Origin of the sequence: Bosea sp. AS-1 (genome assembly GCF_002220095.1) — a bacterium.
Lineage (GTDB): Bacteria > Pseudomonadota > Alphaproteobacteria > Rhizobiales > Beijerinckiaceae > Allobosea.
On record NZ_CP022372.1, the window covers coordinates 4063490 to 4077161 of the forward strand.

Consider the following 13672-nt stretch of genomic DNA (forward strand, 5'->3'; position numbering starts at 1 on the left):
CGCCGAAACCGAGGATCCGAGGCGGCACAGAGGCCTGCAGAGTTCGTGCCAGTTCGCGCCGAAGCAAAAAAGGGCCGGAATATCCGACCCTTGGCAGATCCCAACGCAACGGATGGGCCAGCGCTTAAAAAATCGGCGGCTAAATCGGTTTGACTGGCTGGTCGACACGCGCGAACGGTCTCGCCTGCTCGAAGGCGGCAGCGGCCCGCAACACCAGCGCGTCGCGTCCGAAGGCTCCGACGATCTGCAGCCCTGCCGGCAAGCCGGCAGCGGTCAGCCCGCAGGGCACGGAGACGGCCGGCTGCTGGGTGATGTTGAAGGGGTAGGTGAACGGCGTCCAGCGGGTCCAATCCTCACCGTAGGCGCCATGCTCGGGCGTGTTGCGGCCAACCGAAAACGCCGGCAACGGCAGGGCCGGCGTCAACAACAGGTCGTACCGGGCATGAAAGCGCGCCATCCGCAGCGCCAGCGCATTGCGCTGGTTGAGCAGCGCGTCGACATAGGTCGAAGCGGGAATGCGCTCGCCCTGCTCCGCCACCGCGACGAGGCCAGGGTCCATCCGCGCGCGACCGGCGGCATCGACATCACGCAAGGCCAGTGCCGCCCCCGACGACCACAGCGTCATCAGCGTCTCGATCGGATCGGCGAAGCCGGGTTCGGCTTCCTCGACCGTCGCGCCGAGTTCGGCGAAGACCTGCGCCGCCGCGCTCGTCAATGCGGCAATCTCCGGATCGACAGGCACGTCGAGCCCGAGCTTCGGCGACCAGGCGACACGCAGCCCCTTCACGCCCCCTTTCAGGCCGTCGACATAATCGGGCGGCCGGCTCGTCATCGCGGTCATGTCACGCTCATCGGGCTGGCCGATCACCTGCATCGCCAGCGCCGTATCGGTCACGGTGCGGGTCAGCGGGCCGAGATGGGCGAGGAAGCCCATGGTCGAGATCGGCCAGGCCGGCACGCGGCCATAGCTCGGCTTCAAGCCCACGACGCCGGTGAAGGCAGCCGGAATGCGGACCGAGCCGGCGCCGTCCGTGCCGATGTGAATGCAGCCGAGGTTGAGCGCAGCGCAGGACGCCGCACCCGACGACGAGCCCCCCGGCCCGGTGCCGATGTTCCAGGGGTTGCGGGTGATGCCGCTGAGCGGCGAGTCGCCGACGCCCTTCCAGCCATATTCCGGCATGGCGGTCTTGCCGAGGAAGACGGTCCCGGCCTCGCGCAGGCGTGCTGTGGCCGGCGCATCGTCGGGAAAGGGCTCGTCGGAGGCGAGAGAGGTTCCGCGCCGCATCGGCCAGCCGGCGACGGCGATGTTGTCCTTGATCGTGACCGGCACACCGTCGAGCGGGCCGGTCGCTTCTCCCTTCAGCCAGCGTGCCTGCGAGGCCTCGGCCATGGCGAGCGTCGCCGCCTCGTCGCGATGGACGAAGGCGTTGATCTCGGGCTCGAAGCGTTCAATGCGAGCGAGCGCATCCTTCGTGACCTCGACGGGGGACAACGCCTTGCTGGCGTAGAGCGGGCCGAGTTCGGCGGCCGAGAGCGAAGCGATGGTCGTCATGGCAGGTCCTCAGGCGTTGGCGACGCGCCAGGCGGTGGCGAGCAGCACGTTGGCGCCGGCGACCATGTCCTCGTCGGTGCTGAATTCGGCAGGGTTGTGGGAGAGGCCGCCGATGGAGGGAATGAACACCATGGCCGTCGGACAGAGCCGCGCCATCATCTGGGCGTCGTGGCCGGCGCCCGAGATCATGCGCCGGATCGGCAGATCGAACTCCCGCGCGCTGCGCTCGACCTCGACGATCAGTTCCTCCGCGAAAGGCGTCGCCGGGAAGCGAGCAAGGTCCCGGAAGGCGATGTGGATGTCGTCGCGCGCGGAGAGCTCGGCGCAGAAGCGGCGTACGGCTTCCTCGGCCTGGGCGAGCGGCGCGTCCTGCGGATTGCGCAGGTCGAGCGTCATCACCACCGTTTCCGGCACAACATTGACGTTGGCGGGCGTCACCCGGATGACGCCCATATTGGCGAGTTGATGCGGAATGGTCTTGGTCAGCTCGTTGGCAAAGATGTTGACGCGCGCCGCAGCAAGTCCCGGGTCCTTGCGATAGGCCATCGGCGTCGTGCCGGCATGGCTCGGCCTGCCCTTCAGCGTCAGTTCCAGCCAGGTGATCGCCTGGATGCCGGTGACAGCACCGAGCCCGCCGCCCTCGTTCTCGAGCACCGGCCCCTGCTCGATATGCATCTCCAGGTAGGCGTGCGCCGGCAGGAAGCCCGGCTTCTCGACGCCCTCATAGCCGATGCGCTTCAGCTCGGCACCGAGGCCCACGCCTTCGGCATCGACCTCCGCATGGGCAGCTTCGACGCTCATCCCGCCCGCCCAGACATAGGAGCCGAGCATGTCGGGATGGAAGCGCGCGCCCTCCTCGTTGGTGAAGGCGATGACGGCCATGTCGCGCTTCGGCGTCAGTCCGGCATCGCGCAGCGCCGCCAGCACCTCGACCCCGGCAACGACGCCGAGCGCGCCGTCGAAACGCCCGCCCGTACCGACCGTATCGATATGCGAGCCCATGACGAGGGCCGGGCCGTCCTCCAGCCCCTTGAGAATGCCGACGATGTTGCCGATCGCGTCGACGCGGACGTCGAGCCCGAGCGCCTTGAGCTGGCCGACGAGCCAGTCGCGCCCCTGCTTGTCCTCGTCGCTCAAGGCAAGTCGACGGCAGCCGCCTTCGGGCGTCGCGCCGATGCGCGCCAGCTCCGCCAGCCGCGACGTCAGCCGCGCGCCATCGATCCGCAGATTGGTGCTCATGGTCGGCAGCCCTCCTCGTTCGGCCGAGGCAAGATGCAGGCCGCGTTGCGGCTTGTCGACCCGCCCGGCATGCATCCGCCCCCCTTCAGCGAGTGGCTGTCTGTGCCCTGCAATCGCGGGTAGAAGCGGGATCCCATGTCCACAGCTGCCGTGATCCCCGCCTCGCCCCATTCCTGGCTCGCCGAAGCCCGGGCCATGCTCGCCCTGAGCTGGCCGATGGTGCTGACCAATGTCGCGCAGACGGCGATGACGGCGACCGACGTGGTGATGATGGGCCATCTCGGCCCGCAGGCGCTGGCGGCAGGTGCGCTCGGCGGCAATCTCTATACCGCCTTCCTGATCTTCGGCATCGGCGTGATGAGCGCCGTCTCGCCGATGATCGCGATCGAGCTCGGACGCAACCGCCATGCGGTACGCGATCTGCGCCGGACCGTGCGGCAGGGCTTCTGGGCGGCGGCGACCATGGCGGGGCCGATGTGGCTGATCCTCTGGCAGGCCGAGACCATCCTGAACGCGATGGGACAGGACCCGGCGCTGGCGAAGGCCGCCGCCTCCTACGTTCACACGCTGCAATGGGGGCTCCTGCCCTTCTTCCTCTATCTGTGCCTGCGCGGCTTCGTGGCGGCGCTGCAGCGGCCGCGCTGGGCCTTCATCGTCGTGCTCTTCGCCGTGCCTTTCAACGCCTTCGCCAACTGGTGCCTGATGTTCGGCAATCTCGGCTTCCCGGCATTCGGCCTGCCCGGTTCCGGTTTCGCGACGGCGCTATCCTCGGCGCTGATGTTCGGGGGGCTCGCCCTCGTCGTCTCGCTCGACCGGCGCTTCCGTCGCTACCATCTTCTCGGGCGCTTCTGGGTGCCGGACTGGGCGCGCTATCGGAGCTATTGGCGGATCGGCTTCCCTATCGGGCTGACGGTCGCCTTCGAGGTGGTGATCTTCAACGGCGCGGCCTTCATGATGGGGCTGATCGGCGCAACGCCGCTCGCGGCGCACGCCATCGCCATCCAGATCGCCTCGCTGACCTTCATGGTGCCGCTCGGCATCGGGCAGGCGGGGACGGTCAGAGTGGGACGAGCCTTCGGAGCCGGCGAGCCCGAGGGCGTCCGGCGCGCTGGTGCCGTGGCACTGACCCTCGCGCTCGGATTCATGGCCTTCACCGCGTTGCTGATGGCGCTCGCCCCGCAATGGCTCGTCGCGCCTTTCCTCGACCGCTCCAAGCCTGGGGCCGAGGAGGTTGCGGCGCTGGCGATGACCTTCCTGTCCTATGCGGCGATCTTCCAGCTCGCCGACGGAGCGCAGGTCGTCGGCTCCGCAATCCTGCGCGGGCTCGGCGATACCCGACTGCCGATGATCTTCGCGGGGCTCGGCTATTGGGGCATCGGGCTGCCGCTCTCGGCGGCACTCGGCTTCCTGACGCCGCTTGCCGGCCGCGGCATCTGGATCGGCCTCGCGATCGGCCTGGCCGTCGTGTCGGTGATGATGCTTGGGCGCTGGATGGCGCGGGAAAGGCTCGGCCTGGTCACCACAGCACGCGCCGCGACCTTTTGAAGCGCCATCCAGGCACGGTCGAGGCCACCTGATTCTCCATGCCTGCAACGCATGCCTCTCCGATCTGTGAAGAGCAGGCAGGCTCAGGAAACAATCCAGACGACGCGGCGTCACTTTTTGTTAACGTTGAACGGCTTTCCTGAAACGGTGGAGAATCGCATTCTTCGCCTTGGAATCGCGTTCTTTTCGGCGAGCGAGGCCTATGCCGAGGGTACTTGTGGCGGCACGGAAACAATGTTGCCGATTCGCAACATTCATTGCCTGCCACAATTTCGCCACACGGTATTCACCCCGCAGCCATCTCCGGCTCCTTGAACCGGAACAGCGGCAGCGCAGGTCCCTGTGCGGTCGCCCGCCGTTCGCCTTTGCCCGCCGCCCAGCCAGAGTTTCAGTCTGATGTCCTCCCGCCTCGATGCCTCTCCCCTCGCACGGCCGACCCGCCGCGTCTTCGCTGCCATGACCCCGCTGTTCCTGGCGGCCTGCGTCAGCCAGCGCCAGCAGCCCTACGAGGTGCCGAATCCGCGGGCGCGCTACGTCAGCCCCGAATATCTCGAGATGTATGGCGAGCGGCCGAACGAGAGGTTCCCGCTGCCGGCCACGGATATCTCCGAAGTCGATCCGCGTTTCCTGCGCCAGATCGTTTCGTACCAGACCGCCGAGCACCCCGGCACGATCGTCGTCGATACCGACAACCACTTCCTCTACCTCGTCCAGGCCGGTGGCAAGGCAGTCCGCTACGGCATCGGCGTCGGCAAGCAGGGCATGTCCTGGCGCGGCCGCGCCCGGGTACAGCGCAAGGCCGAGTGGCCGCGCTGGACTCCGACGCCGGACATGATCCGCCGCGACCCGAAGAAGAACGGCCCGTGGGCCAGCGGCATGAAGGGCGGCCTCGACAACCCGCTCGGCGCCCGCGCGCTCTATCTCTACCAGGGCGACCGCGACACGCTGTACCGCATCCACGGCACCTCGGAGCCCTGGTCGATCGGCAAGTCGATGTCGTCGGGCTGCATCCGCCTGTTCAACCAGGACATCATCGACCTCTACAGCCGCGTTCCGCCCGGCACCAACGTGCTCGTCCTCAATCGCGGTCGCCTGTCGGCGCCGGAAGCGACCGACGAGGCACCGCCGCCGGACGACGATTTCCTTCCCCCGGAAGGCGACTTCTGAGACGGCGCGACGCACCGTCGCGCGCCGCCTTGATACCGTCACAGCCTGATCCCAACTCTTGAGGGCGGCGCAATAGCGCCGCCCAACCAGAGGAGATGACGATGACGCCGCAAGAACGCGACGTGATCGCCGGGATTTTTGATCGGCTCAGGCAGGCCGCCAATCAGCCCCGCGACCCGGAGGCAGAGGCCTTCATTGCCGAGCGGCTCCGCGAGCAGCCCTACGCGCCCTACGCCATGGCGCAGGCCGTCTATGTGCAGGAGCAGGCGCTGGCCAACCTGCATCAGCAGGTCGAGAGCCTGCAGGCGCAGGTCCGCGAGCTCCAGAACCGGGCCAGCGAGGCGCCGCCGGCATCGGGCGGCTTCCTGTCAGGCATCTTCGGTGGCAGCGCCCAACCGCGGGCCGGCTCGGTTCCGCCGGTTCCGCCCCGCGCCGACGGCGCTCCATCCGCGGCCTGGACGAACACCCAAGGTGGTGGCCAGCCCATGCAGGCTCCTCCTCCGCCCCAGCCCGGCCCCTGGAGCAATCAGCCTCCGCAGCAAGCCGGAGGCGGAGGCGGCTTCATGGCAAGCGCGCTCACCACCGCGGCGGGCGTCGCCGGCGGCATGATGCTCGGCAATGTCCTGTCCCGCGCCTTCACCGGCGGCAGCGGCGCGAGCAGCGCCACGAACAGTCTCGCGAGTTCGGTGGACAGTTTCGGGTCGGGCGCGAATTCGCAGCAGGCGGCTTACGACAAGGGTGCGTCCGACCAGGCGGCCTACGATCGCGGCGCCGACGACCAGGCCCGCACCGACAAGGCGTCCGACAACCGGGACGACGACCAGAACAGCTACGACCAGGCCAACTACGACGACTCCGACTATGACGATGGCGGGTCCGACGACGACAGCTGGGTCTGACGACGCCCTCATCCCATTCCAAGGCCCGCCTCTCCAGAGGCGGGCCTTTTTCATCTCAGGCGCCGAGCGCCGGCGCGGGCCTGCCTCCGGCGGGAAGCGGGCTTGCAGGCATGGCGTCAGTCTCGGTCGATCGGCGGGCCTGGAAGACCTCTTTCGCAGCGAACAGACCGTTGAGCGCGGCAGGAAAGCCGGCATAGACCGCCATCTGAATGATGGTTTCGACGATCTCCTTCTCATCGAGCCCGACATTCAAGCCGGCCTCGATATGAACCTTGAGCTGCGGAGCCGCGTTGCCCATCGCCGTCAGTGCCGCGATCGTCGCGATCTCCCGCTCGCGCAATCCGAGGCCGCCGCGCGAATAGATGTCGCCGAACGAGAACTCGAACACATAGGTCGCGAAGTCGGGAGCAATGTCCGCCAGCGCGGAAATCACGTTCTGCCCGGCCTTGCCGTCGATTTCAGCCAGCCTGCGCTTTCCGCGCTCCAGCCGGCTCTCGTTGACGTCGTTGATCTGCATCATCTGTCTCGATCCTCTTCTCGGTCTCGACGTAGCCGTCGATCTTGGCATCGAGGACGAGAAGGCAGGCGTTGAGTTCGGCAACGTGAGCACGGACCTGCTCGCGGTGCCTCTTCAACAAATCCCGACGCTGGCCTTCGGTGCCGGCTCCTTCCGCGCGCAGCGCCGCATAGCGCAGCATTTCGCGGATCGGCATTCCGGTGGTCTTCAGCCGGTCGAGAAACTCGATCCAGACAAGGATCGAGGCATCGTAGTCACGGTGCCTGGACTGATTGCGGTCGGCATAGGGCAACAGACCGATCTGCTCGTAATAGCGGATCGTATGGGTCGAGAGACCCGAACGCCGCGCCAACTCGCCAATCTTCATAGCGCCTGCTTCTCATCACGATGCAAGAGAACTACTTCTTAGAGCGCACTCTAAGTCAAGCGTCCGTTTTCCACGTCCTCCACAGCGCGTGCGGCGCTCGCAGTCGATCTCTGGCGCGCCTGCTTCCGGGTCTTTTCGACAAGAGGGGGCTTCACAAGCGCGTGCGCTCAACATAGATTAGAATTATTCCAATCTATGGACATCCCATGAAGCGCCTCGACGATCTCGGCGAAGCCGAACTCCTCGCCCTCGCCATCGCCAGCGAGGAGGAGGATGCACGGATCTACCTGACCTTCGCGCAGAAGCTGCGCGCGAACTATCCGCATTCCGCCCGGATGTTCGAGGAGATGGCGGCGGAGGAAAGCGGCCATCGCCACCAGCTCCTGGCACAATATGAGAGCCGGTTCGGCACCGAACTGCCGCTGATCACACGCCAGGACGTCAAAGGCTTCCTCAAGCGCAATCCCGTCTGGCTGCATGAGGACCTGCAGCTCGAGGCGGCGCGCCGCCATGCCGCCGTGATGGAGGTCGAATCCAGCCAATTCTATGCGCGCGCCGCCGAGCGAGCCCATGACACCGCCACCCGCAAGCTGTTGGCCGATCTGGCCGAAGCGGAGCGCGGCCATGAGAAGCTGGCGGAGCAGCTCGACGACGAACTCAAGAGCTCGGGCGCGGCCGACGAGGAGGAGGAGACGCGCAAGCGTCTTTTCGTGCTGCAGATCGTGCAGCCGGCACTGGCCGGGCTGATCGACGGCTCGGTCTCGACGCTGGCACCGATCTTCGCCGCCGCCTTCGCCACGCATGATTCCTGGAACGCCTTCGTCGTCGGCCTCGCCGCCTCGATCGGCGCCGGCATCAGCATGGGACTGACCGAAGCGCTCTCGGATGACGGCGTGGTGACGGGGCGCGGCCACCCCTGGGTGCGCGGCGCCGCCTGCGGCATCGCCACCGCCATCGGCGGGCTCGGCCACACCCTGCCCTATCTCATCCCCGATTTCTGGGTGGCGACGGCCATCGCAGGCTTCATCGTCGCCTGCGAACTGGTGGTCATCGCCTGGGTCCGCTACCGCTACATGGAAACGCCGTTCACCTCGGCGATCGTGCAGATCATCCTGGGTGGCCTCGCCGTGCTGGCCGTCGGCATCCTGATCGGCAGTTCCTGAGAGCCGTCGCCCTCAGATCACCACGACCTTCGCGCCGACACCGACCTTGCCGTAGAGGTCGATGACGTCGTCATTGGTCATGCGGATGCAGCCCGAGGAGACTTCGCGGCCGATCGTGTTCGGCTCGTTGGTGCCGTGAATGCGATAGAGCGTCGAGCCGAGATAGAGCGCGCGCGCGCCCAGCGGGTTCTCGGGGCCGCCGGCCATGAAGCGCGGCAGATCGGGCCGGCGCTTCAGCATCTCGGCCGGCGGCGTCCAGCTCGGCCATTCGGCCTTGCGCGTCACGGTCTTGGTTCCGGCCCAGGAGAAACCCGGACGGCCGACGCCAATGCCGTAGCGCAGCGCACGACCGCCGGGCTGCACGAGGAAGAGAAAGCGGTTCGGCGTGTCGACGATGACGGTGCCGGGCTTGTGCGGGCCGTCATAGGCGACCTCCTGCTTCCGGAAGCGCGGCTCGATGACATAGGGAATTCCGGCCTGCGGCTCGGCCGGCTGGCCCAAAGCCGCGACCCGCCGGCCCGGCTGCGGCACGCCTTGCGGCTGGCGCTCCTCCGCGAAGGGATCGGGGCTGTAGCGGGTGGGTCCGCGTACCGCCTGGCCGTAGGCATAGCCGCCCGGGCGGTTATAGACCGCGCCGCCACGGCCATAGGGCGTCGGGTCGCGCCCGGTCATCAGCATCTCGATGAAGCCGCCGCCATAGTTCGCGCCGCCGCGCCGCGCCTGCAGCATCGGATCGTTCGGATAGCCGTAGCCCTGCGCAGCGGCCGGGCCGATCGCGGCGAGGCTGCCTGCGACAGCCAGCAACGGAAGGATGGACGCACAACGCATGACGCAACTCTCTCGCCGGAAAGACTGCCGGAAAGCCTGCGGGGCGGCGTCAAAGGAATGGTGAATCGTTGACTCTTCCGCCGCGAAACCAGCGCCAGAAGCATCAATTCGCGGAATTAACCTTAGCATCCTGCAAAAAGACAGGGTGAAGAAAGGCTTTCCGCGCCGGCCTCACACGGATTTTCGAGGCCCTGACGCCTTTCGTGCGAGCCAGCGGAGCCTGAGCCCGGTCCGCCAGCGGGCGACATCGCAAGCGAGGATGACGGCGCCGTAGACCAGGCCGCCCAGCCCGACCTGCAGCACGAGCTCCAGCAATGGTGGCAGGCGTCCCTGCAGCGGCCAGATCGCCAGCGCCATCGCAAGCCCCGCCAGCAGCACGCAGGCTATGTCGCGCAGCGAGGGCGCTTTCGACAATGTGTGCAGGGCGACGAAGCCGGTCATCAGCAGCACGGCGAGGAAACCTGCGCTCTGAGCGGCGGCGAAACGCAAGGGCGTGGCCGTCCCCGATAACACACACAGCCAGGCCAGGTTCACGCCAAGCCCCGCAACGGCAACGATGGCCGCGATCAAGGTACGCTTCTCGAGCAGGAAGACCGGATAGATCGCCGCCTGGAAGAGCGCGATGGCGGCGAAGCCCGGCAGCAGTGGCACCATGAAGAGCGCGAAGTGGCCGCGAAACGCCGGCGGCACAACGAGCGCCTCGAAGGCCGGCAGAACGAGCCAGAAGCCGAGCGCCGCTGGCAGGACCACGGCCAGGACGAGCACCATGTTGTTGGCGATGCGCTTGCGCGCCGCCTTGCGCCCGCGGGTTTCGTCGAGGCGGATGACCTCGCGCAGCAGCACGATCTCGAGCATCGTCGCCAACATCGGGAAGAGACGCAGCCCGATATCGGAGGCGAGCGAGAAATAGCCGGATTCGGCGAAGCCATGCGCCTCGGCGAGCAGGCTGCGATTGAGCAGCGGGATCAGCGAATAGACGGCATTGCCGGCGACGAGCGGCAAGGCATAGCGCAGGAAATCGCCCGCCAGTTCCTTGCGCGCGCCGGCGAAGGCGAGTGGCCCGTCGGAGAGCCGTCTGCGCACGCTCAGGACCGAGGCGATGGTGCCGACAAGACCTGCCAGCAGCACCGTCGCCGGGTCACGCATCAGCCAGGCGCCGCCGACCATCAGGACAAGGACGATCACGGCCCTGACGAAGATCAGCCGGGCATAGGCGGCATCGAGGAAGCGAGCCCGCGCGATGGAGCCATGATAGTCGAACCAGCCGGCGCCGATCGCCGCGAGCACGGCGGCGGCGAGCAGGGACGCCGGCAGGCCGCCATCGAAGCCGGCGAGCAGCGCCACAGCGAGCAGCACGCACAGCAGCAGCGCGACCGCCGCGAAGAGCAGGTCCAGCGTCGCGCGGATGCCGGGATCGCGCTCCCGCGTCTCGGCGGTATAGAAGCGCACGGCCGAGAGCTTCAGCCAGTCGAGCGCCGCCGTGTTGACCAGCACGACCAGCGCCGCGCCGATCGCGTAGAGGCCGAAAGCCTCGGGACCGAGGAACAGGGCGATCAGCAGCCCCAGTACGAAGTTCAGCGCCGCGTTGACGAGGAAGGGCAGGAGGACGGTCATCTCGTCTCGGTCATCTCGTCCCCGCCGCGGTGCGCCCGACCGGCGCCCTCGCGACTCGTTGCCAGCCGGCAGACGCGGCACGATATGGCGTAGCGGGGTGCAAAGGGTTTTCCAAGCGGAAGGTCCAGCAGGCCCTCGGATGCGGCAGCGGCATGGCGGCCGCACGAGCAATGCCACAGCTCCACTAGGCGCGCGTAAAGTTTGTGCCTAGAGGCGTTGTCATGACCGCGCTTCCGCCGATCCGCCCCGCCCGCGACACCGATTCCGAGCCGCTCGCCGCGCTGATCGCTGCGAGCTTCGCCGAATATCCGAACTGCCATTTCGCCTGGGAGGAATTCCCGGAGCTGAGGCAGCCGGCGACAGCCTTTGCCGCCAAGGGCGGCAAGCTCTGGATCGTCGACGCGCCGGGCGGCGGCATTGCCGGTTCGCTGGGCATCGCGCCACTGGCCGAGCAGAATGCCGTCGAGCTCACCAAGGTCTATGCCGATCCGGCCTTTCGCGGCACCGGTTTGGCGCAGGCGCTGTTCGCGGAGGCGCTGGCCTTCGCCGAAGCAGGCGGCTTCGCGGAGATGATGCTGTGGTCGGACACGCGCTTCGCGCGTGGCCATCGCTTCTACGAGAAACTCGGGTTCCAGCGCTGGCCGGGCGAGCGCTATCTCGCCGACGTCTCCGCGACCTGGGAATACCATTTCCGCAAGCCGCTGCACGGCCCGGCATGACCTGGTCGACAGCGCTGCGCGCTGCGCTCGGCATCGCGCTCCTCACCGGCATGGATGCCGTGCTGAAGGGGCAGATGCAGAAGCACCCCTTCGCGCTGGCGCTGTTCATGCGCTTCGCCATGGGCGGACTCTGCGCGCTCGTCGTCCTCGCGATCGCGCGCCCGGCCTGGCCGACGCGGGACAGCCTGATCGGCAATCTCGCCCGCATCCCGCTCGTCGTACTGACTGCCGGCAGCTTCTTCTACTCGATCTCCGTCCTGCCTCTGGCGGAGGCTTTGACTCTGTCCTTCCTCGCGCCGGTCTTCGTCGCGCTGTTGGGCGGGCTGCTACTGCGGGAAAAGATCGACAAGCGCGTCCTGCAGGCGCTCGGCTTCGGGCTCGCCGGCATGCTGGTCATGGTCTGGCCTCGGCTGCAGGGCCATGTCAGCGGTGCCGGGCTCGGCGTGGCAGCCGCGCTGTTCTCCGCCGTCAGCTACGCCTTCAACCTCGTCCTGCTCCGCCGCATCGCGATGCGCGAGCATCCGACCGTCATCGTCGCCTTCCAGAATATCGGGCCGGCGCTGTGCCTGGCCGTGCCGGCCATGAGCGTCCTCGTACCGATCAGTATGGCCGATCTCGCGATCTATCTCGGCGCGGGCGCCCTCGGCGTCGCCGGCCACCTGACTCTCACCTCGGCCTATGCACGGGCAGCCGCCTCGAAGCTCGCAGCGATCGAATACACCGCGCTGATCTGGGCGAGCCTGCTCGGCTTTCACCTGTTTGGCGAAGTCCCGCTCTACACGACCTATGTCGGCGCCCTGCTGATCATCGCGGGCGCGGTCGCCGTCAGCCGGCGATAAGCCTGCACTCAGGTGCTCGCCTTCTTCGCTCCGAACACCAGGCAGGTCTCGGTGCCATGCGCGAGCAGCTTGCCGCGTGCGTCGACGAGGCTGCCCTCGGTGGTGATGACCGAGCCGCCGCGATGGATCAGCCGGCCTTCGCAGCGCACCGTGCCGGAATCCGGCATGACCGGGCGGACATAGTTCAGCTTCATCTCCAGCGTGGTGTAGCCCTCGCCCGGCTTCAACGTGGCGTGGGCGGCGCAGGCCATGGCGGAATCGAGGATCGTCGCGGTCCAGCCGCCATGGATGGTGCCGAGTGGATTGAAGAAGCGCGGCGAGGGCCGGCCTTCGAAGACGACACGGCCTTCGTCCGCCTCGACGAGATCGAAGTCCATGGCTCCGGCGAAAGGCGGCGCCGGGTGCGAGCCAGCGATGATGCCGCGCAGGAAACTCAGGCCATCGCCGGCGACCAGCACCTCGCGCGACACCACTCCGAACGTCCGGTCCATGACGGCTCCTCAAATCGTGTATCTGCACGATAGAGAGCCTTCCGTGGCACCGTCAACCGTCCCCGGAGAGGAACGGCGCAGACCTTTCAGCGTGCCTCGCGGGCCGCGCGACGCAGCGCCTTCAGCCCGTCGCGGGTCTCGCGCCAGCGCTCCTCGCCGAAACCACCCTCGATCTTGTCCTGCGCCGCCCGCCAGAACGGGATCGCTGCCTCGATCGCCGCCCTGCCCTTCTGCGTCACCGCATAGACCGCGGCGCGACCGCGGCACTCGACAGGTTCGACCATGCCCTCGGCCGCCAGGAGCTGGAGGTTGCGCGTCAACGAGGTGCGCTCCAGCGCGAAACGCTCGGCCAGCTCCGTGATCGACTTCCACTGCCCGGTGCTCAGGGCCGAGAGCAGCACGAACTGGGTGATCTTGAGCCCGCTTGGGCGCATCGCCTCGTCATAGGCGCGGGTGACAGCGCGGGCCGTCATCCGGACATGCAGCGCCACGCAGGAGCGGGCGATGTCGTCGAGACGCGGGTCGGGCACGGGGATCGTCGCGGATGTCGTCATATGGCCATCTTAGCGTGTTCTGGCCTTTCCGGCAGCCGGCAGGCGAAGGGCTGCGACGTCACGTACGAGTCCATTCACTTTATCGCTCGTCGCTTCCTTGACTCTCCGTAGACCCACGCCTATCTGCGCTGGCATCTGTTAGCACTCTCAAGGGAGGACTGCTAACAGCCTCACCCCG

General features: G+C 67.5%; 14 protein-coding genes. 6 read left to right on the top strand and 8 right to left on the bottom strand.

Annotation, left to right across the window (positions count from 1 at the left end):
• Positions 1-139: 139 nt before the first annotated feature.
• Positions 140-1552 carry an amidase gene (locus CE453_RS21115; protein WP_089176357.1) on the bottom strand — a complete coding sequence of 471 codons (1413 nt, stop codon included), beginning with the start codon at positions 1550-1552 and terminating at the stop codon, positions 140-142.
• Between the two features lie 9 nt (positions 1553-1561).
• Positions 1562-2791 carry a M20 family metallo-hydrolase gene (locus tag CE453_RS21120; protein WP_089178068.1) on the bottom strand — a complete coding sequence of 410 codons (1230 nt, stop codon included), beginning with the start codon at positions 2789-2791 and terminating at the stop codon, positions 1562-1564.
• Positions 2792-2926: 135 nt separating this feature from the next.
• Here CE453_RS21120 and CE453_RS21125 point away from each other — a divergent pair, with 135 nt between their 5' ends.
• The 3 genes from CE453_RS21125 to CE453_RS21135 all read left to right on the top strand — a co-directional run bounded on the left by CE453_RS21125 (position 2927) and on the right by CE453_RS21135 (position 6402).
• A complete protein-coding gene (locus CE453_RS21125; RefSeq protein WP_089176358.1) occupies positions 2927-4336 on the top strand; it encodes an MATE family efflux transporter in 1410 nt (469 codons plus the stop codon).
• Between the two features lie 456 nt (positions 4337-4792).
• Entirely contained in the window at positions 4793-5503 is a 711-nt protein-coding gene (locus tag CE453_RS21130) for a L,D-transpeptidase (protein ID WP_089178069.1), read from the top strand.
• 95 nt (positions 5504-5598) lie between these two features.
• Entirely contained in the window at positions 5599-6402 is an 804-nt protein-coding gene (locus CE453_RS21135) for a DUF2076 domain-containing protein (RefSeq protein WP_248307822.1), read from the top strand.
• Between the two features lie 55 nt (positions 6403-6457).
• Here CE453_RS21135 and CE453_RS21140 read toward each other — a convergent pair whose 3' ends face one another.
• Entirely contained in the window at positions 6458-6922 is a 465-nt protein-coding gene (locus CE453_RS21140; protein WP_472840960.1) for a carboxymuconolactone decarboxylase family protein, read from the bottom strand.
• The gene (locus CE453_RS21145; protein WP_089176360.1) at positions 6861-7286 is read right to left on the bottom strand and encodes a MerR family transcriptional regulator; all 426 of its coding nucleotides are present in this window, start codon (positions 7284-7286) and stop codon (positions 6861-6863) included. Before CE453_RS21145 ends, CE453_RS21140 begins: the two co-directional genes overlap by 62 nt.
• A 206-nt stretch (positions 7287-7492) precedes the next feature.
• Here CE453_RS21145 and mbfA point away from each other — a divergent pair, with 206 nt between their 5' ends.
• Positions 7493-8449 (top strand): iron exporter MbfA, encoded by a 957-nt coding sequence (gene mbfA / locus CE453_RS21150; protein WP_089176361.1) that lies wholly within the window; start codon positions 7493-7495, stop codon positions 8447-8449.
• A 12-nt stretch (positions 8450-8461) separates the two neighbouring features.
• Here the strand turns inward: mbfA and CE453_RS21155 are convergent, their stop codons facing one another.
• Both CE453_RS21155 and CE453_RS21160 read right to left on the bottom strand, forming a co-directional pair.
• Complete coding sequence (locus CE453_RS21155; RefSeq protein ID WP_472840961.1) at positions 8462-9277, bottom strand: L,D-transpeptidase; 816 nt, start codon at positions 9275-9277, stop codon at positions 8462-8464.
• Positions 9278-9448: 171 nt separating this feature from the next.
• Positions 9449-10891: a lipopolysaccharide biosynthesis protein gene (locus CE453_RS21160; RefSeq protein ID WP_089176362.1), complete on the bottom strand. Its 1443-nt coding sequence runs from the start codon at positions 10889-10891 to the stop codon at positions 9449-9451.
• Positions 10892-11112: 221 nt separating this feature from the next.
• Between CE453_RS21160 and CE453_RS21165 the strand changes: the two genes are divergently transcribed.
• Both CE453_RS21165 and CE453_RS21170 read left to right on the top strand, forming a co-directional pair.
• A complete protein-coding gene (locus CE453_RS21165; protein ID WP_089176363.1) occupies positions 11113-11610 on the top strand; it encodes a GNAT family N-acetyltransferase in 498 nt (165 codons plus the stop codon).
• The gene (locus CE453_RS21170; protein ID WP_089176364.1) at positions 11607-12449 is read left to right on the top strand and encodes a DMT family transporter; all 843 of its coding nucleotides are present in this window, start codon (positions 11607-11609) and stop codon (positions 12447-12449) included. Before CE453_RS21165 ends, CE453_RS21170 begins: the two co-directional genes overlap by 4 nt.
• 8 nt (positions 12450-12457) lie before the next feature.
• Here the strand turns inward: CE453_RS21170 and CE453_RS21175 are convergent, their stop codons facing one another.
• Both CE453_RS21175 and CE453_RS21180 read right to left on the bottom strand, forming a co-directional pair.
• On the bottom strand, positions 12458-12940 hold the full coding sequence (locus tag CE453_RS21175) for a PaaI family thioesterase (RefSeq protein ID WP_089176365.1): 483 nt from the start codon (positions 12938-12940) through the stop codon (positions 12458-12460).
• Between the two features lie 86 nt (positions 12941-13026).
• Entirely contained in the window at positions 13027-13494 is a 468-nt protein-coding gene (locus CE453_RS21180) for a MarR family winged helix-turn-helix transcriptional regulator (RefSeq protein WP_248307823.1), read from the bottom strand.
• Between the last annotated feature and the right edge of the window lie 178 nt (positions 13495-13672).

Bases quoted from the DNA above. Each gene is read 5' to 3' on its own strand.
- CE453_RS21170 (WP_089176364.1), top strand. From the start codon at position 11,607: ATGACCTGGTCGACAGCGCTGCGCGCTGCGCTCGGCATCGCGCTCCTC.
- CE453_RS21160 (WP_089176362.1), bottom strand. From the start codon at position 10,891: ATGACCGTCCTCCTGCCCTTCCTCGTCAACGCGGCGCTGAACTTCGTA.
- CE453_RS21145 (WP_089176360.1), bottom strand. From the start codon at position 7,286: ATGAAGATTGGCGAGTTGGCGCGGCGTTCGGGTCTCTCGACCCATACG.
- CE453_RS21130 (WP_089178069.1), top strand. From the start codon at position 4,793: ATGACCCCGCTGTTCCTGGCGGCCTGCGTCAGCCAGCGCCAGCAGCCC.
- CE453_RS21120 (WP_089178068.1), bottom strand. From the start codon at position 2,791: ATGAGCACCAATCTGCGGATCGATGGCGCGCGGCTGACGTCGCGGCTG.
- CE453_RS21125 (WP_089176358.1), top strand. From the start codon at position 2,927: ATGTCCACAGCTGCCGTGATCCCCGCCTCGCCCCATTCCTGGCTCGCC.
- CE453_RS21115 (WP_089176357.1), bottom strand. From the start codon at position 1,552: ATGACGACCATCGCTTCGCTCTCGGCCGCCGAACTCGGCCCGCTCTAC.
- CE453_RS21180 (WP_248307823.1), bottom strand. From the start codon at position 13,494: ATGACGACATCCGCGACGATCCCCGTGCCCGACCCGCGTCTCGACGAC.
- CE453_RS21140 (WP_472840960.1), bottom strand. From the start codon at position 6,922: ATGATGCAGATCAACGACGTCAACGAGAGCCGGCTGGAGCGCGGAAAG.
- CE453_RS21175 (WP_089176365.1), bottom strand. From the start codon at position 12,940: ATGGACCGGACGTTCGGAGTGGTGTCGCGCGAGGTGCTGGTCGCCGGC.
- CE453_RS21135 (WP_248307822.1), top strand. From the start codon at position 5,599: ATGACGATGACGCCGCAAGAACGCGACGTGATCGCCGGGATTTTTGAT.
- CE453_RS21165 (WP_089176363.1), top strand. From the start codon at position 11,113: ATGACCGCGCTTCCGCCGATCCGCCCCGCCCGCGACACCGATTCCGAG.
- mbfA (WP_089176361.1), top strand. From the start codon at position 7,493: ATGAAGCGCCTCGACGATCTCGGCGAAGCCGAACTCCTCGCCCTCGCC.
- CE453_RS21155 (WP_472840961.1), bottom strand. From the start codon at position 9,277: ATGCGTTGTGCGTCCATCCTTCCGTTGCTGGCTGTCGCAGGCAGCCTC.